21 protein-coding genes are annotated in these 20956 nt (G+C 62.1%); all 21 read right to left on the minus strand.

Going from position 1 to position 20956, the window contains the following annotated elements; genetic code table 11:
* Positions 1-97 precede the first annotated feature (97 nt).
* Positions 98-838 carry an RNA polymerase sigma factor FliA gene (gene fliA, locus JV201_RS21135; RefSeq protein WP_008434817.1) on the minus strand — a complete coding sequence of 247 codons (741 nt, stop codon included), beginning with the start codon at positions 836-838 and terminating at the stop codon, positions 98-100.
* A complete protein-coding gene (gene fleN / locus JV201_RS21140) occupies positions 835-1668 on the minus strand; it encodes a flagellar synthesis regulator FleN (protein WP_003192912.1) in 834 nt (277 codons plus the stop codon). Before fleN ends, fliA begins: the two co-directional genes overlap by 4 nt.
* A gap of 120 nt (positions 1669-1788) precedes the next feature.
* Positions 1789-3105: a flagellar biosynthesis protein FlhF gene (gene flhF / locus JV201_RS21145; RefSeq protein WP_003214543.1), complete on the minus strand. Its 1317-nt coding sequence runs from the start codon at positions 3103-3105 to the stop codon at positions 1789-1791.
* Between the two features lie 11 nt (positions 3106-3116).
* Positions 3117-5231 (minus strand): flagellar biosynthesis protein FlhA, encoded by a 2115-nt coding sequence (flhA, locus tag JV201_RS21150; RefSeq protein WP_023659255.1) that lies wholly within the window; start codon positions 5229-5231, stop codon positions 3117-3119.
* 489 nt (positions 5232-5720) lie between these two features.
* Complete coding sequence (gene flhB / locus JV201_RS21155) at positions 5721-6857, minus strand: flagellar biosynthesis protein FlhB (protein ID WP_087694331.1); 1137 nt, start codon at positions 6855-6857, stop codon at positions 5721-5723.
* A 3-nt stretch (positions 6858-6860) separates the two neighbouring features.
* Positions 6861-7637, minus strand: coding sequence for a flagellar biosynthetic protein FliR (fliR, locus tag JV201_RS21160; protein ID WP_003214551.1), 777 nt, complete (start codon positions 7635-7637; stop codon positions 6861-6863).
* A gap of 13 nt (positions 7638-7650) precedes the next feature.
* Positions 7651-7920, minus strand: a complete 270-nt coding sequence (gene fliQ / locus JV201_RS21165) for a flagellar biosynthesis protein FliQ (protein WP_003214552.1) — start codon at positions 7918-7920, stop codon at positions 7651-7653.
* A gap of 3 nt (positions 7921-7923) precedes the next feature.
* The gene (gene fliP, locus JV201_RS21170) at positions 7924-8667 is read right to left on the minus strand and encodes a flagellar type III secretion system pore protein FliP (RefSeq protein WP_003214554.1); all 744 of its coding nucleotides are present in this window, start codon (positions 8665-8667) and stop codon (positions 7924-7926) included.
* Positions 8667-9101 carry a flagellar biosynthetic protein FliO gene (gene fliO / locus JV201_RS21175; protein ID WP_023659254.1) on the minus strand — a complete coding sequence of 145 codons (435 nt, stop codon included), beginning with the start codon at positions 9099-9101 and terminating at the stop codon, positions 8667-8669. Before fliO ends, fliP begins: the two co-directional genes overlap by 1 nt.
* A 1-nt stretch (position 9102) precedes the next feature.
* Entirely contained in the window at positions 9103-9570 is a 468-nt protein-coding gene (gene fliN / locus JV201_RS21180) for a flagellar motor switch protein FliN (protein WP_003214557.1), read from the minus strand.
* A 34-nt stretch (positions 9571-9604) separates the two neighbouring features.
* The gene (gene fliM, locus JV201_RS21185; protein WP_003214559.1) at positions 9605-10573 is read right to left on the minus strand and encodes a flagellar motor switch protein FliM; all 969 of its coding nucleotides are present in this window, start codon (positions 10571-10573) and stop codon (positions 9605-9607) included.
* Positions 10574-10582: 9 nt separating this feature from the next.
* Entirely contained in the window at positions 10583-11083 is a 501-nt protein-coding gene (gene fliL, locus JV201_RS21190; protein ID WP_003214560.1) for a flagellar basal body-associated protein FliL, read from the minus strand.
* 223 nt (positions 11084-11306) lie between these two features.
* Positions 11307-12677, minus strand: coding sequence for a flagellar hook-length control protein FliK (locus JV201_RS21195; RefSeq protein WP_219406012.1), 1371 nt, complete (start codon positions 12675-12677; stop codon positions 11307-11309).
* Positions 12678-13092: 415 nt separating this feature from the next.
* Complete coding sequence (locus JV201_RS21200) at positions 13093-13440, minus strand: Hpt domain-containing protein (protein WP_003214564.1); 348 nt, start codon at positions 13438-13440, stop codon at positions 13093-13095.
* Between the two features lie 30 nt (positions 13441-13470).
* The gene (locus tag JV201_RS21205; protein WP_219406013.1) at positions 13471-15189 is read right to left on the minus strand and encodes a fused response regulator/phosphatase; all 1719 of its coding nucleotides are present in this window, start codon (positions 15187-15189) and stop codon (positions 13471-13473) included.
* The gene (locus JV201_RS21210; protein ID WP_177027718.1) at positions 15186-15491 is read right to left on the minus strand and encodes an STAS domain-containing protein; all 306 of its coding nucleotides are present in this window, start codon (positions 15489-15491) and stop codon (positions 15186-15188) included. The genes JV201_RS21205 and JV201_RS21210 overlap by 4 nt, the downstream gene beginning before the upstream one ends.
* Before the next feature lie 88 nt (positions 15492-15579).
* Positions 15580-16029, minus strand: coding sequence for a flagellar export protein FliJ (gene fliJ, locus JV201_RS21215; RefSeq protein ID WP_008434833.1), 450 nt, complete (start codon positions 16027-16029; stop codon positions 15580-15582).
* A gap of 3 nt (positions 16030-16032) precedes the next feature.
* Entirely contained in the window at positions 16033-17391 is a 1359-nt protein-coding gene (gene fliI, locus JV201_RS21220; protein ID WP_087694334.1) for a flagellar protein export ATPase FliI, read from the minus strand.
* The gene (gene fliH / locus JV201_RS21225; protein ID WP_008434837.1) at positions 17381-18145 is read right to left on the minus strand and encodes a flagellar assembly protein FliH; all 765 of its coding nucleotides are present in this window, start codon (positions 18143-18145) and stop codon (positions 17381-17383) included. The genes fliI and fliH overlap by 11 nt, the downstream gene beginning before the upstream one ends.
* A gap of 10 nt (positions 18146-18155) precedes the next feature.
* Positions 18156-19175 (minus strand): flagellar motor switch protein FliG, encoded by a 1020-nt coding sequence (fliG, locus tag JV201_RS21230; RefSeq protein ID WP_003214577.1) that lies wholly within the window; start codon positions 19173-19175, stop codon positions 18156-18158.
* Positions 19168-20943, minus strand: coding sequence for a flagellar basal-body MS-ring/collar protein FliF (gene fliF, locus JV201_RS21235; protein WP_008434839.1), 1776 nt, complete (start codon positions 20941-20943; stop codon positions 19168-19170). Before fliF ends, fliG begins: the two co-directional genes overlap by 8 nt.
* Positions 20944-20956: the final 13 nt, after the last annotated feature.

Below are 20956 nucleotides of genomic sequence, written 5' to 3' on the forward strand. Positions count from 1 at the left end.
CGTTACACAAAAAGGACTACCGGGGGCGCACCACGGGCCAAGCCCGTCCGGGCGCAGGGCCTGGACGGTATCGTTCGCAGTGTCCCCACACTGCCTGTCAGCGCGCTCGCCACTCTCCCAAACGCCCCCGCAAGCGGGCCGCGCACTGGCTGTGTAACTGGCTGACCCGCGATTCGCTGACTCCCAGGACCTCACCGATTTCCTTGAGGTTCAGCTCTTCGTCGTAGTACAGCGCCAACACCAGTCGCTCACGCTCCGGCAAATTGGCTATCGCGTCCGCCAGCGCGCTCTGGAAGCGTTCATCTTCCAGGTCCCGTGACGGTTCGAGATGGGCACTCGCGCCGTCCTCGTGCAGCCCTTCATGTTCGCCGTCCTGTAAAAGGTCGTCGAAACTGAACAGCCGGCTGCCCAAGGTATCGTTCAAAATCCCGTAGTAATCGTCGAGACTCAATTGGAGTTCGGCCGCAACTTCATGATCTTTAGCGTCGCGACCGGTTTTTGCTTCAATTGAGCGAATTGCGTCACTCACCATCCGCGTATTGCGGTGCACTGATCGCGGCGCCCAATCACCTTTACGCACTTCATCGAGCATGGCCCCACGGATACGGATACCCGCGTATGTCTCGAAACTCGCGCCCTTGCTCGCGTCGTACTTGGTCGACACTTCAAGCAGGCCGATCATCCCGGCCTGGATCAAGTCCTCGACCTGCACGCTGGCAGGCAAGCGCGCCAGCAGGTGATAGGCAATGCGCTTGACCAGGGGCGCATAGCGCTCGATCAATTCGACTTGACTGTCACGTGCCGACTTCTTGTAAAGGTTGTAGCCGCTGGCTGTCATAGCACCGGTCCTGCGCTCGTCTGATGCACCAATCGCTCGACGAAAAACTCCAGATGCCCCCGGGGATTGGCGGGCAACGGCCAGGTATCGACCTTCTGGGCAATAGCCTTGAACGCCAATGCGCACTTCGAACGAGGGAACGCTTCATAGACCGCACGCTGCTTTTGCACGGCCTTGCGCACACACTCGTCGTAAGGAACTGCGCCAACGTATTGTAAGGCGACATCGAGGAAGCGATCCGTGACCTTGGTCAACTTGGCGAACAGATTCCGCCCTTCCTGCGGGCTTTGGGCCATGTTGGCCAGCACGCGGAAGCGGTTCATGCCGTAGTCGCGGTTGAGCAGTTTGATCAGGGCGTAGGCGTCGGTGATCGAGGTGGGTTCGTCGCACACCACCAGCAACACTTCCTGGGCTGCGCGCACGAAACTGACCACCGACTCGCCGATCCCGGCGGCGGTGTCGATCACCAGTACGTCGAGGTTGTCGCCAATGTCGCTGAACGCCTGAATCAGGCCGGCATGTTGCGCCGGACTCAGGTGCACCATGCTCTGGGTGCCGGAAGCCGCCGGCACGATGCGAATCCCGCCGGGGCCTTGCAACAGTACGTCGCGCAGCTCACAGCGGCCTTCGATGACATCGGCCAGGGTATGTTTGGGCGTCAGTCCCAGCAGAACGTCGACGTTCGCCAGCCCCAGGTCAGCATCCAGCAGCATGACGCGACGGCCAAGCTCTGCCAGGGCCAGGGACAAATTCACTGACACGTTAGTTTTCCCGACGCCACCTTTGCCGCCGGTCACCGCGATCACCTGTACGGGATGCATGCTGCCCATTTTATTTCTTTACCTTGTCTTGCTTAGACGCAGGCTACATAAGTTGGCCGCGCGAACTGCTGGCAGGCCATCGATGTAGATACTTTTCACTGTCATTTTTAAATAGAAAGCCATGATGCCTCAGCCAACTCGCTTGTTCGGGCTGTGGTAGAGGTCAGCAAACATGTCAGCCATCGCTTCCTCACTGGGTTCTTCCTGCATTTGCACGCTGACAGCCCGGCTGACCAACTGATGACGGCGCGGCAGATGCAGATCATCCGGGATCCGCGGCCCGTCGGTCAGGTAGGCGACCGGTAATTCATGACTGATTGCCAGGCTCAATACTTCGCCCAGGCTTGCCGTCTCATCCAGTTTAGTCAGGATGCAACCCGCCAGCCCGCAGCGCTTGTAGCTGTGGTAGGCGGCGGTCAATACCTGCTTCTGGCTGGTAGTGGCAAGCACCAAATAGTTTCTGGATTTGATCCCGCGCCCGGCCAGGCTTTCCAGCTGCATGCGCAGGGCCGGGTCGCTGGCTTGCAGGCCGGCGGTGTCGATCAGCACCACGCGCTTGCGCAGCAATGGGTCGAGGGCGTTGGCCAGGGACTGGCCCGGGTCGACGTGGGTCACCGGCACATTGAGGATGCGGCCCAGGGTCTTGAGTTGTTCCTGGGCGCCGATGCGGTAGCTGTCCATGCTCACCAGCGCGATGTTCTGGGCGCCGTACTTGAGCACGTAACGTGCGGCCAGCTTGGCCAGGGTGGTGGTCTTGCCCATGCCGGCCGGGCCGACCATGGCAATCACACCGCCTTCTTCCAGGGGTTCGATTTCCGGGGTGACGATCATCCGCGCCAGGTGGGCCAGGAGCATGCGCCAGGCCTGGCGAGGCTCTTCAATTTGCGTGGTCAGTTGCAGCAGGTCGCGGGACAACGGGCCGGACAGGCCAATGCGTTGCAGGCGACGCCACAGGTTGGCCTGTTGTGGCTGGCTGCCCTGCAACTGGTTCCAGGCCAGCGAACCCAGCTGCACTTCCAGCAGTTCACGCAGGCCGTTGAGTTCGAAGCGCATCGAGTCGAACACCCGCTGGTCTACCGCCGGCGCCGGGGCTGGCGCAGCAGGACGCGGTGGTTCAACAAAAGTCGGCTCTACCAGCGGCTCGGACGCGGTCAACGGCAGCCCGGCAAACAGCTGGCGATTGGTCGAGGCGTCGCTGTCGCCACGCATGCTCAGTTCAGCCTGGGCCGAGACAATGCGCGAAGCGGTCTTGCGCAGCTCGTCTTCCAGTTCCATGTTCGGCACGCGCGGCGCCAGGGCCGAGGGTTTGTAATCCAGGGCAGCCGTCAGCTCCACACCGCCGGCAATACGACGGTTACCGATAATCGCAGCGTCGGCGCCCAACTCATCACGTACCAGTTTCATGGCCTGACGCATATCGGCGGCGAAAAAACGCTTCACTTGCATATCCCACTACCTCAGCCGTTGGGCCCTACTGTCGCGACGATAGTCACTTGCTTATTGTCAGGAATTTCCTGGTAAGCCAATACGTGCAAATTCGGTATAGCCAGGCGTCCAAACCGCGACAACATCGCCCGGACGGGGCCAGCCACCAGCAGGATCACCGGATGGCCTTCCATTTCCTGGCGCTGCGCGGCCTCGATCAACGAACGTTGCAGCTTCTCTGCCATGCTTGGCTCCAGCAACACGCCCTCATCAGCGCCCTGCCCAGCCTTCTGAATACTATTGAGCAATATTTGTTCCAACCTTGGTTCCAAGGTGATAACAGGCAGCTCGGAGTCAAGCCCTACAATGCTTTGGACGATTGCACGCGACAATCCGACGCGCACTGCGGCCACCAGGGCGGCAGTATCTTGACTCTTGGCGGCATTGTTGGCGATAGCTTCGGCAATGCTGCGAATGTCCCGCACCGGCACCTGCTCGGCCAACAGCGCTTGCAGCACCTTGAGCAGTTGCGAGGTGGACAGCACACCCGGTACCAGCTCTTCGGCGAGTTTTGGCGAGGCCTTGGCCAGCAATTGCAAGAGTTGCTGGACTTCTTCGTGGCCAATCAGCTCGTGGGAGTGCTTGTACAGAATCTGGTTGAGGTGGGTGGCGACCACAGTGCTGGCGTCGACCACGGTGTAGCCCAGCGACTGCGCCTGGCTGCGCTGGCTGATTTCGATCCATACCGCTTCCAGGCCAAAAGCCGGATCTTTGGCGGTAATCCCGTTGAGGCTGCCAAACACCTGGCCCGGGTTGATCGCCAGTTCGCGGTCCGGGTAGATCTCGGCCTCGGCCAGAATCACCCCCATCAGGGTCAGGCGGTAGGCGCTCGGGGCCAGGTCGAGGTTGTCGCGAATGTGCACGGTGGGCATCAGGAAGCCCAGGTCCTGGGACAACTTCTTGCGCACACCCTTGATCCGCGCCAGCAATTGCCCACCCTGGTTGCGATCCACCAGGGGAATCAGGCGGTAGCCGACTTCCAGGCCGATCATGTCGATCGGGGTCACGTCGTCCCAGCCCAGTTCCTTGGTTTCCAGGGCGCGGGCCGGCGATGGCAGCAGCTCCTGCTGGCGCGCCACTTCCTGCTGGGCAATCACCTTGATGTTGTTTTGTTTTTTCCAGAACAGGTAGGCACCGCCGGCGGCCATGGCGGCCATGCTCAGGAACGAGACATGGGGCATGCCCGGCACGATGCCCATGATCGCCATGATGCCTGCCGCCACCGCCAGCGCCTTGGGCGAGGCAAACATCTGCCGGCTGATCTGCTTGCCCATGTCTTCGGAGCCCGAAGCACGGGTCACCATGATCGCCGCAGCTGTAGATAACAACAGTGATGGCAATTGCGCCACTAAACCGTCACCGATGGTCAGCAGGGCGTAAACCTTGCCGGCGTCGCCGAAGGTCATGCCGTGCTGGAAGATGCCGACCGCCATGCCGCCGATCAGGTTGATAAACAGAATCAACAGGCCGGCGATGGCGTCGCCGCGCACGAATTTGCTGGCACCGTCCATGGAACCGTAGAACTCGGCTTCCTGGGCGACTTCAAGGCGACGGGCCTTGGCCTGGTTCTGGTCGATCAGGCCGGCGTTGAGGTCGGCGTCGATCGCCATCTGCTTGCCGGGCATCGCGTCGAGGGTAAAACGCGCGCTCACCTCGGAAATCCGCCCGGCGCCCTTGGTCACGACCACAAAGTTGATGATCATCAAGATCGCAAAAACCACGATACCGACCACGTAGTTACCGCCGATCACCACCTCGCCGAAGGCCTGGATCACCTTGCCCGCGGCGGCGTGGCCGTCCTGGCCGTGGAGCATCACCACCCGGGTGGAAGCCACGTTAAGCGCCAGCCGCAGCAGGGTGGCGATCAGCAGGATGGTCGGGAATACCGCGAAATCCAGCGGCCGCAGGGCGTATACGCACACCAGCAACACGACGACCGACAGCGCAATGTTGAAGGTGAAGAACACATCCAGCAGGAACGGCGGCATCGGCAACATCATCATTGCCAGCATCACCAGCAACAACAACGGCACACCCAGATTGCCTCGCGAGAGGTCAGTCAGGGTGCCACGGGCCGTGCTGAGCATTTGAGAGCGATCCACCGGTATTCCTCGTTTCCTTGAAGCAAACTTTTGACGCCGGGAAGCGTCCTGGAGGCGGTATTGCAAGAAGCCTTCCAACTTTTGCTTGAGGAAGCAGATCGTTCCGGCGGCCAGCAACGACATACCGCCGCGTGCACATCACCTGTGGCGAGGGAGCTTGCTCCCGCTGGGCTGCGCAGCAGCCCCGGAACGGCTTGCGCGCTTTGCCTGAATCACCGCGGTAGCTTTATTGGGGGCGCTTCGCACCCCAGCGGGAGCAAGCTCCCTCGCCACGCTGATTGAGGTAGCGCCCTCGCCCGCGACTTACACGGTGCGAGATGCAATTGCGGGAACGCTCAGGGGGATTTTTGTTGTTTGGGCGGACGCCTTCGCGAGCAAGCCCGCTCCCACATTTGACCGCGTTTCTACAGGATATACACGGTCAAATGTGGGAGCGGGCTTGCTCGCGAAGAGGCCAGGAGGGACGCTACAAAATCAGGAATCCCGACGCAGATCCGGTGGAATCGGCAGGTCTTTGAGCGGATCCGGCCGCTTGCCCTTGCCCGCCCGGTACTGGCGGATCTGATACACGTACGCCAACACCTGAGCCACCGCCAGATACAACCCGGCCGGAATTTCCTGGTCCAGGTCGGTGGAGTAGAAGATCGACCGCGCCAACTCCGGCGATTCCAGCAGCAGGATGTCATTGGCGACCGCAATCTCGCGGATTTTCAACGCCGTGAAATCACTGCCCTTGGCCAGCAACATCGGCGCCCCACCCTTCTCCGGGTCGTACTTGAGCGCCACGGCGTAGTGGGTCGGGTTGGTGATGACCACATCGGCATCGGGCACCGAGGCCATCATCTTGCGCTGGGACATCTCGCGCTGCAGCTGGCGAATCCGCTGCTTGACCTCGGGCCGGCCTTCCTGGTCCTTGTGCTCGTCGCGCACTTCCTGCTTGGTCATCAGCAGTTTCTTGTGGCTTTCCCACAGCTGGATCGGCGCATCCACCGCAGCAATGAGGATCAGCCCGCAAGCCATCCACAGCGAGCTCCAGCCCACCACTTGCACACTGTGGATGATCGCCAGCTCGATCGGCTCATGGGCGATGCGCAGCAGATCGTCGATGTCGGACGACAACACCGTCAACGCCACAAACAGGATCAGGATGAACTTGGCCAACGCCTTGAGCAGTTCCACCAGGGCCTTGGTGGAAAACATCCGCTTGAGCCCGGCCGCCGGGTTCATCCGGCTGAATTTGGGCGCCAGGCTGCCGGCGGCAAACAGCCAGCCGCCGAGGGAAATCGGGCCGATCAGGGCCGCCAGCAACAAGGTGATGAGGATCGGCTGCACCGCGAGGATCGCGATCTTGCCCGAGTGCAGCAGGTACAAGCCCATGGCGCCCGGGCTCAGCAGCACGTCGCGGGGCAGGGAGAAATTCAGGCGCATCAACTCCATCAGGTCCAGGGCCAGGCCACCGCCATAGATCAGCAGGCCGCCGGAACCGGCGAGCATGATCGCCAGGGTGTTGAGCTCTTTGGAGCGGGCAATCTCGCCCTTTTCCCGGGAGTCCTTTTTACGTTTCTCCGTGGGGTCTTCTGTCTTGTCCTGGCCACTCTCGCTCTCGGCCATGGCTTACCGCGCCCGCGCCAAGTCACGTAAAAACTGCAAGGCGTCGGTCGCCAGCGGTTGATACTGATTGAGAATGTCAGCCATGCCGACCCAGAAAATCCCCATGCCCAGCACCAGGGTCAACGGGAAACCGATGGAGAAAATGTTCAACTGCGGCGCCGCCCGAGTCATCACGCCAAAGGCGATGTTGACCACCAGCAGCGCAGTGATCGCCGGCAATACCAGCAGCAGGGATGCACCGAGCACCCAGCTCAAGCGCCCCACCAGCTCCCAGAAATGATTGACCACCAACCCGCTGCCCACCGGCAAGGTGGTGAAGCTTTCGGTCATCACCTCGAACACCACCAGGTGGCCGTTCATGGCCAGGAACAGCAAGGTCACCAGCATCGTCAGGAATTGCCCGATCACCGCCACCGACACGCCGTTGGTAGGGTCGACCATGGACGCGAAGCCCATGCCCATCTGGATCGAGATGATCTGCCCGGCGATGACGAAGGCCTGGAAGAACAGCGTCAGGGAGAAGCCCAGCAAGGCGCCGATGATGATTTGCTCGGCGATCAGCATCATTGCACTGAGGTCCAGGGCATTCACCGGTGGCATCGGCGGCAAGCCCGGCACGATCACCACGGTGATCGCCACCGCGAAATACAGGCGGATGCGCCTTGGTACCAGAGTGGTGCCGAACACCGGCATGGTCATCAGCACGGCCGTGACCCGGAACAACGGCAGGATGAACGAGGCCACCCAGGTGCTGATCTGGGTGTCGGTCAAGGCCAGCATCGAATTCACGGGGTCAGCCGATCAACTGCGGAATACTGCCGTACAGCTGCAGGATGTATTCCATGAAGGTTTGCACCAGCCACGGGCCGGCGACGATCAGGGTGATCAGCATCACCAGCAGGCGCGGCAAAAAGCTCAGGGTCTGTTCGTTGATCTGGGTCGCGGCCTGGAACATCGCCACCAACAGGCCCACCAACAGGCTCGGCACCACCAGTACGGCGACCATCATGGTGGTCAGCCACAGGGCTTCGCGAAACAGGTCGACTGCTACTTCTGGCGTCATGGCCTACACCCCACCGAAACTGCCGGCCAGGGTGCCGATAATCAGCGCCCACCCGTCCACCAACACAAACAGCATGATCTTGAACGGCAGCGAAATGATCAGCGGCGACAGCATCATCATACCCATGGCCATCAGCACACTCGCCACGACGAGGTCGATGATCAGGAACGGAATGAAGATCATGAAGCCGATCTGGAACGCGGTCTTCAACTCCGAGGTCACGAACGCCGGCACCAGGATGGTCAGCGGTGCCATGTCGGGGCTGGCGATGTCGGTACGCTTGGACAACCGCACAAACAACTCGAGGTCGCTGGAGCGCGTCTGCGACAGCATGAAATCCTTGATCGGGCCCTGGGCCTTGTCGATCGCATCCTGGGCGGTCATTTTCTCCGCCAGGTACGGTTGCAGGGCTTGCTGGTTCACCTTGTCGAACACCGGCGCCATGATGAACAGCGTCAGGAACAGCGCCATGCCGGTGAGGATCTGGTTCGACGGCGTCTGTTGCAGGCCGAGGGCCTGACGCAGGATCGAGAACACGATGATGATGCGGGTGAAGCTGGTCATCAGCATCACGAACGCGGGGATGAAGCTCAGCGCGGTCATGATCAGCAGGATCTGCAGGCTGACCGAATACTCCTGCGCGCCCGCCGCGTTAGTGCCCAGGGTGATCGCCGGGATCGACAACGGGTCTGCCGCGTACGCCAGCGGCGCTGCCAGCAACAGCATGAGCGTCAATAAAACGCGCATTACTTCTTATCCTTCTGATCCTTGCCCAGCAACTCCATGAGGCGCTGGGCGAATTCCGGCGTGGCCGCTTGGGTCTGGGCCACTTCCACAGGCGACTTGAGCACGTGCAACGGGGTGATGCGGCCGGGGGTGATGCCCAGCAGGATCTGCTCGTCGCCGACCTGCACCAGCACCAGCCTGTCCCGCGGGCCAAGGGCGCGTGAACCCACCAGCTCGATGACCTGGGCATTGCCCGGGCCGATGCGCTGCACGCGGCGCAGCACCCAGGCGAGCACGAAGATCAGCCCCACCACCAGCAACAACCCCAGCACCAACTGGGTGAGTTGCCCGCCCACACCGCTGCCGAGTGCCGGCGCAGCCGCCTGGGCAACCGGTTCTGCTGCCATTACGCTCAAGGGCAGCGTCGATAACAGTCCTACCAATGAGCGCTTCATATCAACGCAACTTCTTGATGCGTTCGCTCGGGCTGATCACGTCGGTCAGGCGGATGCCGAACTTCTCGTTGACCACCACCACTTCGCCATGGGCGATCAGCGTGCCGTTGACCAGCACGTCCAGCGGCTCGCCGGCCAGGCGGTCCAGCTCGATCACCGACCCCTGGTTGAGCTGCAGCAGGTTGCGGATGTTGATTTCGGTGCTGCCGACTTCCATGGAGATCGACACCGGGATGTCGAGGATCACGTCCAGGTTCGGACCGTCGAGGGTCACCGGGTCATTGTTCTTCGGCACGCTGCCGAACTCTTCCATGGGAAGGCGGTTGCCGACCGGTGCAGTGGCCGCATCGGCCGCCAGCAGTGCATCGATATCGTCCTGGCCGACATCGCCGGTTTCTTCCAGGGCAGCCGCCCACTCGTCAGCCAGGGCCTGGTCTTCGGCGGAAGTGTTTTCGTGTTCGGTAGCCATTACATGTCCTCGGCGGAGCAGAAATTAAGGTGGATCAGCGACGGTTGATCGGTTCGATCACTTGCAACGCCAGGTTGCCTTTGTGAGAACCGAGCTTGACCTTGAACGACGGCACGCCGTTGGCGCGCATGATCAGTTCTTCCGGCAGGTCGACGGGAATCACATCCCCCGGCTGCATGTGCAAAATATCCCGCAAACGCAGCTGGCGACGGGCCACGGTGGCGCTCAGGGGTACGTCGACGTCCAGCAGGTCTTCGCGCAGGGCTTTCACCCAGCGTTCGTCCTGGTCGTCGAGGTCGGACTGGAAACCGGCATCGAGCATCTCGCGCACCGGCTCGATCATCGAGTACGGCATGGTCACGTGCAGGTCGCCGCCGCCGCCATCGAGTTCGATGTGGAAGGTGGAGACCACAATGGCTTCGCTGGGGCCGACGATGTTGGCCATGGCCGGGTTCACTTCCGAGTTGATGTACTCGAAATTGACTTCCATGATCGCCTGCCAGGCTTCCTTCAAGTCGATGAAGGCCTGCTCCAGCACCATGCGCACCACCCGCAACTCGGTCGGGGTGAATTCACGGCCTTCGATCTTGGCGTGACGGCCATCGCCGCCGAAGAAGTTGTCCACCAGCTTGAACACCAGCTTGGCGTCGAGGATGAACAGCGCGGTGCCGCGCAGCGGCTTGATCTTCACCAGGTTGAGGCTGGTGGGCACGTACAGCGAGTGCACGTACTCACCGAACTTCATCACCTGCACGCCGCCCACCGCCACGTCCGCCGAGCGGCGCAGCATGTTGAACATGCTGATACGGGTGTAACGGGCAAAACGCTCGTTGATCATTTCCAGGGTCGGCATGCGTCCACGGACGATGCGATCCTGGCTGGTCAGGTCGTAGCTTTTGACGCTGCCGGGCTCGGCAGCCATTTCGGTCTGTACCAGACCATCGTCGACGCCATGGAGCAGCGCATCGATTTCATCCTGGGACAGCAGGTCCTGCACGGCCATGTCGTGATCCTACTGCAATACGAAATTAGTGAAGAGCACCTGCTCGATCACCGGTTTGCCGACTTCCTTCTGGGCCACTTCCTGCACGCTGGCAGTGACCTTCTGGCGCAGCATTTCCTGGCCCACCGGGGTGGCGAGGGTGTCGAAGGGTTGGGCGGAAAACAGCATCACCAGGTTGTTGCGGATCACTGGCATGTGCACCTTGAGGGCATCCAGGTCTGCCTGGTTACGCGCCAGCAGGGTAATGCTCACCTGCAGGTAGCGTTGACGGCCGTTCTGATTGAAGTTGGCGACAAACGCCGGCAGCATCGGCTCGAAGATTGCCGGTTGCTTGACGTTGGGGTTGACCTCGGCCGTGGCGGCCGGTTTGCTCTGGGCACTGTGCATAAAGTACCAGGTAGCCCCCACGGACAAGCCGATCGCCAGCAACAAGGCCAGGACAATCAGCAGGATAAGCTTGAGCTTGCCCTTGCCTGCGGGTGCTTTTGCTGCGTCGTCGCTCTTCGCCATGCCAATAATCCGTCACTATTCTGGGATTCATAGTTCTGGGGAAAGGCAAGAGCAAGTGTTATGCCAGAGTTGTCAGTTCGGTCACGGTTTCGCCGACACTGCAAAACCAATGTGGGAGCGGGCTTGCTCGCGAAAGCGGTGGATCAGCACCTGTAACGGTGACTGACACTCCGTATTCGCGAGCAAGCCCGCTCCCACATTTTGATCATCGCCAGACCTCAGATCAGGCGTAGTAGTCCACGGCACTGGAGCCAATCACCGACTGCACCACCGGCGCGGCCACTTCAGCCACCTCACCGATACCGCCGCCATCAACCCCATCACCCCGCCCGCCACTGCCGCTGACGCCGCGAGCCTGGTTCTGCTGTTGCTGGTCCTGGCCCTGCTGCCCCTGCCAGCCACGGGACTGGTCGGACACGTTAACGTCGACCTGGCCCATGCCCTGCTGGGCAAACATCTCCCGCAGGCGGCCCGATTGGCTTTCCAGGGCTTCACGCACCACCGCATGGCCGCTCATGAAGGTGACTTGCGCCTGCTGGTCGGCGGACATCTTCACGCTGATGTCCAGGCGACCCAGCTCAGCGGGCTGCAACTGGATCTCTGCCGACTTGAGGTTGGCGCTGGACAGGTACATGACCCGGTTCACCACCTCATCGGTCCAGCCACTCTGGTGCATGGCCAATGGCGCGTTGGCCACCGGCGGCAGGGCATTCGCAGTTTTCGGCGTGGCAGCCTGGGTCAGCGCGGCGAGTCGGTTGGCGAAGTCATCGACACGGGTGTCGCTGCTGGCGTCCTTCAAATCCTTGAGGCCGCCGTCGATCAGACCGGCAAAGGCTTTGTCGCCGCCCTGGTCGGTGCTGTCCTTGGACGCTTGCTGGTCGACCATATTGGCCAGGCCTGTGACGAAGTTTTGCGCGGCGGTCGGCTGATCCTGGGTCGGGGCCGGGGCGGTTTTTGCCGGGGCCTGGCTGCTGGCGGACACGTGTCCGCCCTGCTCCATGGCCAGGCGCACGGCGGGCATTGCATCCAGCGGATCGGCCTCGGGATCGAAGGCGGGCTTGGCGTCGTCGGTCGCGGCAATCGGTGGCGCCACGACTGGCTGGTTTTTGTCATCCTTCGCGGTGGCCGGCGTCGGGGTCTCGACGGGCGCCGGCGTAGCGGGGACGGGGACAGGGACTACCGTGGCTATCAGCGCCGGGTCTACGGCAGGGTCGACCGGAGGTTGCTGGGCCAGGGACGGATCGTCTGCCGGGGCATCGTCGTCTGACTTGGCGGTGGTGTCCGGGGTGTCCGCCTTGGCCGGTGGGCTGGCAGGCAAAGTCTTGCCGTTATCGGCAACCGATGGGGTGCCGGCGGCAGGCTTGTCGTTGTTGGCGGCGGGCTTGGGGCTGTTGTCCGCAGGCTTGTCGCGGGTGGATTTGATGGGGGTGTCGGCAGGTTTTGCCGCAGGCGCAGGGGCCTGGTTGGCGAACACCTGAGCGAAGCCCGGGGCCTTGTCCCGCGGGTTCGCAGCCACTGCCGGTGGATTGGCAGCGGGCGCTTGAGGCTTGGCCGCAAGGGCTGCCTGAAGGAGCGAATTCGGGGTGATTGCCATAGTCAAGAGTCTCCGCCGCACAGGGGTCGAGGGTGCGGTAACAGGAGGTAGAGCAAGAGTTGGGCCAGGTTTTGGTTTAAGGGTGCATATCCGTTATTTGGGTGATGGCTTGTATGGGGTCTTGAGTGTTGAAGAGCAAAAGCAACAGCCAAATCAGAAGCGGGCACGGTCCAAATGTGGGAGCGGGCTTGCTCGCGAAGGTCGTTAACGATGACGCTGGCATTCTGGATGAACGCGGCGCTCTCAGGTTTTTCGCGAGCAAGCCCGCTCCCACAGAAAAGCAGCTCTGCTTTCGCTCTGGTTTTTGATGGGGCAGAGCGCTTTGGTTACTGTGCCGCTTTTGCAAAGTGACTCGCTGCAAGAGCGAAACCATAAGCCGCCGTTACCGAAGAAACGGATATAAACACCAAAAGCGTCAGAGCTGAAACCGCCCCCGCTCATGCTCATACAACGGCCGCACCAGCGCGAATTCATGGTCAATCTCATCCACCAACTGCGCCAAATCCGCAACCACAGGCTTGGCGGACTTATCCTCGAGCAACTGACAAAGCTCAGCCAACCGCACCGCCCCAAGATTACCGCTACTCCCCTTGAAGCTATGCGCAATCCGCCCAAGCGCCTTGGCATCATCCCGAGCCCGGCGCAACGCCTCTACCCGCTTTTGCGAGTCATCGAGAAAAGTGTCGAGCAGCTTCGGATACTCGCCCTCCATGACCTCCTGCAAGCCAGTCAGCACATCGGGGTCCAGATGAATCTCTGCCACTTGTTCGCTCCTTGATCAAGAATCGGCGGATTATGCCAGAGCCTTCCATGAAAACTCCACGCACACACACCGCCCGCCGTCAGACCAGCCTACATCGCTGCTCAACTGGCGCACCAGGCTCAATCCCCTACCAGACAGACGGTCAACAGCCAGCGGCCTGGCCAGCACCTTATCCACATCAAACCCGGCCCCACTGTCCTCGATCCGCAGCGTCAGACACCCCCCCTCCCCGGTCGGCACCACATCCAGGTGCACCCGCACATACCCGCTATCCAACCGCGCCAGCCGCTCATTACGCTCGCGGTAATACGCAGCAAACCCCTGTGCATCCCGCTTGAGCCGCGAATCCAGCCCCAGCACACCATGTTCAAGCGCATTGGAATACAACTCCGCCATCACGCTGTACAACGCCCCGCTCTGCTCCCGCAGCCCATGAATCTCCAACAGCAACTGCAACAAATACGGCAAAGGGTTGTAGGACTTGAGCGTCTCGGCACGAAACTCAAAACTTACCGACCAATCCAGCGGCGACGACTGCCCACTGTCGGAATACACCACCGACGACGAACGCAACGGCTCATCCGCCTGCAGGCTGATCTCCACCATGCTGATGTCATCGCGCACCTCACCGCGAAAACCCGCCAAGGCCTGTTCGATCTCCTCGAACAACCGGTCCGGCTCGCGATTGGCCGCAAACACCTGCTGCAACCGCTCGGCGCCAAACAACTGTTCATGGGCATCGGCAGTATCCAGCACACCATCCGACAGCAAAAACACTCGGTCACCCAGCGCCATCGGCCAGACTTCAGTGCGGTCATCAAACGCCTCGGCCGCCAGCACGCCCAATGGCAAATGCCGCGACACCAGCGGCGTGCGCTTGCCGGTGGTGACGTCATGCACGTAGCCGTCGGGCATGCCGCCATTCCACACTTCCACCACCCGTCGCTGGGCGCTGAGGCACAGCAAGGTGGCACAACAGAACATGTCCACCGGCAGGATGCGCTTGAGCTTGGCGTTCATCTCCCGCAGGGTTTGCGCCAATCCGTAGCCCTTGGCAGTCATGCCGTAGAACACTTCCGCCAGGGGCATGGCGCCGACCGCCGCCGGCAAACCGTGGCCGGTAAAGTCCCCCAGCAGCACATGCATATCGCCCGACGGCGTGTACGCGGCCAGCAGCAAATCGCCGTTGAACAGCGCGTAGGGCGACTGCACATAACGAATATTCGGCGCGGCGTTGATGCAGCCCGAGTGGGCCACCTTGTCGAACACCGCCTTGGCCACTCGCTGCTCCTGCAGCAGGTAGTCGTGGTGCCGGGCGATCAGGTCGCGTTGCTGCAAGACCGTGGCCTGCAAGCGGCGCAGGCGGTCCATGGCGTTGATCTTCGCCGCGAGGATCACTTGGTTATAGGGTTTGGCCAGGAAGTCGTCGCCGCCGGCATCCAGGCACTGGGCCAGGGCTTCGCTCTCGCGCAGGGAGGTGAGGAAGATGATCGGCACCAGCGCCTCCCCCGCCAGTTGCTTGATCTGCCGGGCCGCCTCGAAGCCGTCCATCACCGGCATCAGGGCGTCCATCAACACCAACTGCGGCCGTTCACGGGTAAACACATCGACCGCTTCCTGGCCGTTGCTGGCGGTCAGCACCTGGTGGCCCTGGCGGCGCACGATGGTCGACAGCAACAACAGGTCGGCGGCGCTGTCTTCGGCGATCAACACCGTCAGCGCCTCGAGGACCGGGGCCAGGACGCTCAAGTGAGGTCGAACAGTTTGTCGAAGTTGGAAATGGCCAGGATCTTGCGCACATCGGAGTTGGCGTTGATCACCTGCACTTCGGCATTGTCGCCTCCGGCATGGTCACGCAACAGCAGGAGCATGCCCAGGGCCGAGCTGTCCATGTAGGTGGTTTCCTTCAAGTCCACCACGTAGATCTCGGGCACCTTGTAGAACCGCTCGTAGGCATCACGAAAGGCCTGGTGGCTACCGAAATCGAATCGCCCCCTGACGGTGATCGTCAACTTCGTCCCGTCCAGGGACACTTCTGATTCGACTGACATACGACTGCTTCCTTGTCATTGGCAATGTGCAACAAGGTGTAGCAGGTGATAGGGAAGTGGGCAAATCCGTGTAGGAGCGAGGCCGTGGTTAATAGGGGTTTTGGCGGGGAAGACGCTGGGACAATTCATCCAGCAGTTTCTGCTCGCGCTTGTCTTCCAGTGCGCGGGCTTCGTCGATGTAGCGTTGCACCAGCTTGCGCAGGCCTTCGACCCGGGCATAGGCCTGTTGCCAGCTGTCGCGGGCCTTGTCGACGTTGGCCTGGTGCCAGGCCAGGCTCTGGCGCTGCTGGCCGACGGCGGTTTCCAACTGGTTGAGAAAGCCCTGGTAGCCCATCAGCCACTGCCCGGAGACGCCCTTGCTGCCACGCTCGATCCACTGCTGCTGATACTCGCCGCGAAAGCGCTCCAGGTCCCCCAGCTTGCTTTCCGCCAGGCGAACCTGGCCCTGGAAGTACCCCAGGCGCTGGACGGCGGTCTTTTCAGCTTTTTCGGCCATGTCCACTACCGGGGCAAGGCGCGCGGCGCGAGTGTTGGCCATGGTTTATCCGCCCGGCGCCGGCGCGAAGATGGTGCCCAGGTGAGCCTCGCTTTCACCCATGCTGATCTTGTCGTTGAGGCCCTGGCGCAGGTACGTCACCAGTTGCGGTTGCAGGGCAATCGCCAGGTCGGTCTCGCGATCGCCGCCGGCCACATAGGCGCCGACGCTGATCAGGTCGCGGCTCTGTTGATAACGCGACCACAGTTGCTTGAACTGCTGCGCGCGCATCATGTGCTCCGGGGTGACCACCGACGGCATCACCCGGCTGATGGAGGCTTCGATGTCGATGGCCGGGTAGTGCCCTTCTTCGGCCAGGCGCCGGGACAGCACGATGTGCCCGTCGAGCACGCCCCGCGCCGAGTCGGCAATCGGGTCCTGCTGGTCATCGCCCTCGGAGAGTACGGTGTAGAACGCAGTGATCGAACCACCACCGGCTTCGGCGTTACCGGCACGCTCCACCAGCTTGGGCAGCTTGGCGAACACTGACGGCGGATAGCCCTTGGTGGCCGGCGGCTCGCCGATGGCCAGGGCGATTTCCCGCTGGGCCTGGGCGAAACGGGTCAGGGAGTCCATCAGCAGCAGGACGTTCTTGCCCTTGTCGCGAAAATATTCGGCGATGCGTGTGCAGTACATCGCGGCGCGCAGGCGCATCAGCGGCGCGTCATCCGCCGGTGAGGCCACCACGACCGAACGCTTGAGGCCTTCTTCGCCGAGGCTGTGCTCGATGAATTCCTTCACCTCCCGGCCCCGCTCGCCGATCAGTCCGACCACGATGATGTCGGCCTCGGTAAAGCGCGTCATCATGCCCAGCAACACCGACTTACCCACGCCGGTACCGGCAAACAGGCCCAGGCGCTGGCCGCGGCCCACCGTCAATAAACCGTTGATGCTGCGAATGCCCACGTCCAGCGGCACGCTGATGGGGTTGCGCTTGAGCGGGTTGATGGTAGGGCCGTCCATCGGCACCCAGTCTTCGGCCTTCATACCGCCCTTGCCGTCGAGGGCGCGCCCGGCGCCATCCAGCACGCGGCCGAGCATGCTCATGCCCATCGGCAGGCGGCCGGTGTCGGCCAGCGGCACCACGCGAGCGCCGGGGGCAATGCCGGCAACGCTGCCGACGGGCATCAGGAATACTTTGCTGCCGGAGAACCCCATCACTTCGGCTTCGACCTGCACCGGGTGGTAGCTGTCGTCGTTGATCACCATGCAGCGGCTGCCCATGGCGGCGCGCAGGCCTTCGGCTTCCAGGGTCAGGCCGACCATGCGCAGCAGGCGGCCCTCCAGGATCGGCTGGCCGGGCAACTCGGTGACTTCGGCATAGCCACCCAGGCGCTTGGCGAAGCTGGTGCGATCAAGGCGCATCGGGGGTGTCCAGCTCGACGCTCAAGTCCGGCTCTGCCGGGTGCAGCGCCTGCTCGTGCAACTGATCGAACAGCTTGGCCATGATCTGCGTGATGCGCGTCTCCACCGTGGCATCGATGCGGCTGTGCTCGGTCTCGACCCGGCAACCACCGGGCAGCAGCGCAGCGTCTTCGACGATGCGCCAGGTTTCTTCATGGCGCTCGCGCAGGGCTTTGACCTGTTCGAAATCCTGCGGGTTGATGTACAGCCGCACGTTGCCGACGCCCAGGGGCAGCAGCTTGAGGGCTTCGCGCATCACGCTTTCGATTTGCGTGGAGTCCAGGGCCAATTCGCGCTGAATGACCTGGCGGGTGATGTGCTCCACCAGCCCGACCATGGCTTTTTCAATCTGCGAGTCCTGCTCGGCGATGGGCTCGAACAGGCTGCCCATCAGGGTTTCCAGGCTGGCCAGCTTGACGCTCAGCGCGGCCTCGGCTTCCTGGCGGACCTTGAGGGTAGTGCTGCGAAAACCGTCCTTCTCGCCAGTGGAGAAACCTTCGTTGTAGGCTTCCTGGCGAATGCTTTCGAGCTCTTCCAGGGTCAGTGGCTGGACTTCCTCCAGCGGCACTTCTTCCATCTCGGCCGGGGGTTCTTCTACCGGCTCCGGCTCAGGCTCCGGGCGATGCGGGTCGAAACTGGGCAGCGACCAGACGTCGAACCCTCCGACGTCCCGTGCGCGAATCAGATCGCTGGGCGTCTCATCTTTGTTCGACATGCGCGGCGCCTTAAATCATTTCTTCGCCGCCCTTCCCACCGAGAACGATTTCTCCGGCTTCGGCCATACGGCGGGCAATGGTGAGGATTTCCTTCTGTGCAGTTTCCACGTCGCTGACGCGCACCGGGCCCTTGGCCTCGAGGTCGTCGCGCAACAGTTCGGAAGCCCGCTTGGACATGTTCTTGAAGATCTTTTCCTTGACGCCCTCGTCGGAGCCCTTGAGCGCCAGCACCAGTACGTCGGAGGAGACTTCCCGCAGCAACGCCTGGATGCCACGGTCGTCGACATCGGAGAGGTTGTTGAACACGAACATGAGGTCTTCGATCTGCACCGACAGGCTGTCGTCGATCTCGCGGATCGAGTCCATCAACTGGCCTTCCACCGAGCTGTCGAGGAAGTTCATGATGTCGGCCGCACGCTTGATGCCGCCCAGGGTGGTGCGCGAAGCGTTGGAATTGCCCGAGAACTGCTTCTCGAGAATCGTGTTCAATTCTTTCAGGGCCGCCGGCTGTACGGTGTTCAACGACGAGACGCGCAGGATGATATCCAGGCGCACCTTATGGTCGAAGTGGCCGAGCACTTCACCGGCCTGGTCGGGGTCGAGATACGCCACCACGATCGCCTGGATTTGCGGGTGTTCGTAGCGGATCACATCGGCCACGGCCCGCGGTTCCATCCACTTCAGGCTGTCGAGGCCGCTGGTGTTGCCACCCAGCAGGATGCGGTCGATCAGGCCGTTGGCCTTGTCTTCGCCCAGGGCCGAGGTGAGCATCTTGCGAATGTAGCTGTCGGAGCCGACGCCCAGGCTGGTCTGGTCGCCGACGATCTCGACGAACTCGCTCATCACCTGCTCGACTTGCTCGCGGTGCACATTGCGCATTTGCGCCATGGCCACGCCGACACGCTGAACCTCTTTGGGCCCCATGTGGCGCAGCACTTGGGCGGCGTCGGTTTCTCCGAGGGACAGCAACAGCACGGCGGCTTTGTCGACCCGGGAGAGTTTGGCTACTGCAGCTCGGCTATCACTCATCTGCGTTAATCCACTCTTTCACGACCTGGGCCACACGACCCGGGTCTTCGGCCACCAGGCTCTTGATTGCGTTCAACTGAGCGTCATAACCCTCGCTCGGGCTCGGCAACAGAATGCTTTGCGGGCCACCGAGGCTCACGCGGTCGTTGGCCAGTTCGCCATCGAGGCCGCCCATGCCACCCAGCTCGACGTCGCCGCCGGCCAGGGCCAGTTGCTTCTTGCCGTGGCCGGTGATGTTGTTGAGCACCGGGCGCAGCACGCCGAACACCAGCAACAGGATGAACAACACCCCCAGCACTTGCTTGACGATGTCCCAGAACCACGGCTGAGTATAGAACGCTGCCTCGGCGATGACTTCGCCACGCTCGGCGGAGAACGGCATGTTGATCACGCTGACGCTGTCGCCACGGCTGGCATCGAAGCCCACCGCGTCCTGCACCAGGCGAGTGAAGCGCGCCAATTCATCGGCGCTCCATGGGGCGCGGGTGATGGCGCCGTCTGCGGCATTGACCTTGACCTGGTCATCCACCACCACCGACACCGACAGGCGATTGATCCGACCCTGTTGCTGCTTGGTGTGGCTGATGGAACGATCAAGCTCGAAGTTCTTGGTGGACTGGTTGCGCTTGTCGGCCGGGTACGGCGCGAGCATGGGCTGGCCAGTGGCCGGGTCCATGATCTGCTGGCCGTTGGCGTCCAGCAGCGGCTGGCCAGGCTGCACCGCGCCTGCGGTAGCGGCAGCGCCACCGGTGGTTTGCGGGGCAGTGGCCGGGGTGGGCGGCTGGTTGCTCAGGGCACCCGGCACGCCTTGCGGGCCATTGCTGGCGGTACGTTGTTCGGTGGTCGATTGCTCGCTGCGCAGGGCCGGCTGGTCCGGGTTGAACTGCTCGGAGGTCGATTCGACGGCGCTGAAGTCGACGTCGGCCGACACTTCAGCCTTGTAGCGATCATTGCCCAACACCGGTTGCAGGATGTTGTGCACCCGCTGGGTCAGCATGCTTTCCATGCGACGGCTGTAGTCGAACTGCTTGCCGGCCATGGTCAGCGAAGAGTTTTCCGCGAGGTCCGACAGCAGGTTGCCCTTCTGGTCGACTACGGTGATCTGCGACTTGCTCAATTCAGGAACGCTGGTGGCCACCAGGTTGATGATCGCCAATACCTGGCCAGGCTCAAGGGAGCGGCCGGCAAAGAGTTCGACCAGGACCGAGGCGCTGGGCTTGCGTTCATCGCGCACAAACACCGAGCTTTTCGGAATCGCCAGGTGCACGCGGGCGCCCTTGACGTTGTTCAGGGCAGAGATGGTGCGCGCCAGTTCGCCTTCCAGGCCGCGACGGTAGCGGGTGGCTTCCATGAACTGGCTGGTCCCCAGGCCCTGGTCCTTGTCGAGGATTTCAAAGCCGATATTCGCGTCGGACGGGGTAACGCCGGCAGCCGCCAGTTTCATCCGCGCACGGGCCACATCGTCGGCCTTGACCAACAGGGCGCCGGAATTCGGTTCGACGGTGTAGCTGATGTCTGCCGCCGCCAGGGTTTCCATGATCTGCTTGGAATCCATGCCGGCCAGGCTGCCGTACAACGGACGGTAATCCGGTTGCTGGGACCACAGCACCACGGCAAAACCAATCGCCACGCTGGCAGCCAGGCCGACCATCAGGCCTACCTGACGCAACATGGTCATCTCGGAGAGGTTTTCCAGGAACGACAGGCCAAACAGCGGCGGCTTGCCGTCTGCCTTGGCGGGTGCGTTATCCACGAGTGCTTCTGCCATGACTCAAATCGTC

This window comes from Pseudomonas sp. Colony2, assembly GCF_019382755.1.
Classification (GTDB): Bacteria; Pseudomonadota; Gammaproteobacteria; order Pseudomonadales; family Pseudomonadaceae; genus Aquipseudomonas.

What these genes read in the sequence shown, in the direction of transcription:
- fliA (WP_008434817.1), bottom strand. Translation starts at nt 838, where the DNA reads ATGACAGCCAGCGGCTACAACCTTTACAAGAAGTCGGCACGTGACAGT.
- fliF (WP_008434839.1), bottom strand. Translation starts at nt 20,943, where the DNA reads ATGGCAGAAGCACTCGTGGATAACGCACCCGCCAAGGCAGACGGCAAG.
- flhB (WP_087694331.1), bottom strand. Translation starts at nt 6,857, where the DNA reads ATGGCCGAGAGCGAGAGTGGCCAGGACAAGACAGAAGACCCCACGGAG.
- flhF (WP_003214543.1), bottom strand. Translation starts at nt 3,105, where the DNA reads ATGCAAGTGAAGCGTTTTTTCGCCGCCGATATGCGTCAGGCCATGAAA.
- fliI (WP_087694334.1), bottom strand. Translation starts at nt 17,391, where the DNA reads ATGCGCCTTGATCGCACCAGCTTCGCCAAGCGCCTGGGTGGCTATGCC.
- fliR (WP_003214551.1), bottom strand. Translation starts at nt 7,637, where the DNA reads ATGCTGGCCTTGACCGACACCCAGATCAGCACCTGGGTGGCCTCGTTC.
- fliQ (WP_003214552.1), bottom strand. Translation starts at nt 7,920, where the DNA reads ATGACGCCAGAAGTAGCAGTCGACCTGTTTCGCGAAGCCCTGTGGCTG.
- JV201_RS21210 (WP_177027718.1), bottom strand. Translation starts at nt 15,491, where the DNA reads ATGTCAGTCGAATCAGAAGTGTCCCTGGACGGGACGAAGTTGACGATC.
- flhA (WP_023659255.1), bottom strand. Translation starts at nt 5,231, where the DNA reads ATGCTCAGCACGGCCCGTGGCACCCTGACTGACCTCTCGCGAGGCAAT.
- fliP (WP_003214554.1), bottom strand. Translation starts at nt 8,667, where the DNA reads ATGCGCGTTTTATTGACGCTCATGCTGTTGCTGGCAGCGCCGCTGGCG.
- fleN (WP_003192912.1), bottom strand. Translation starts at nt 1,668, where the DNA reads ATGGGCAGCATGCATCCCGTACAGGTGATCGCGGTGACCGGCGGCAAA.
- fliM (WP_003214559.1), bottom strand. Translation starts at nt 10,573, where the DNA reads ATGGCCGTGCAGGACCTGCTGTCCCAGGATGAAATCGATGCGCTGCTC.
- fliJ (WP_008434833.1), bottom strand. Translation starts at nt 16,029, where the DNA reads ATGGCCAACACTCGCGCCGCGCGCCTTGCCCCGGTAGTGGACATGGCC.
- fliH (WP_008434837.1), bottom strand. Translation starts at nt 18,145, where the DNA reads ATGTCGAACAAAGATGAGACGCCCAGCGATCTGATTCGCGCACGGGAC.
- fliN (WP_003214557.1), bottom strand. Translation starts at nt 9,570, where the DNA reads ATGGCTACCGAACACGAAAACACTTCCGCCGAAGACCAGGCCCTGGCT.
- fliO (WP_023659254.1), bottom strand. Translation starts at nt 9,101, where the DNA reads ATGAAGCGCTCATTGGTAGGACTGTTATCGACGCTGCCCTTGAGCGTA.
- fliG (WP_003214577.1), bottom strand. Translation starts at nt 19,175, where the DNA reads ATGAGTGATAGCCGAGCTGCAGTAGCCAAACTCTCCCGGGTCGACAAA.
- JV201_RS21195 (WP_219406012.1), bottom strand. Translation starts at nt 12,677, where the DNA reads ATGGCAATCACCCCGAATTCGCTCCTTCAGGCAGCCCTTGCGGCCAAG.
- fliL (WP_003214560.1), bottom strand. Translation starts at nt 11,083, where the DNA reads ATGGCGAAGAGCGACGACGCAGCAAAAGCACCCGCAGGCAAGGGCAAG.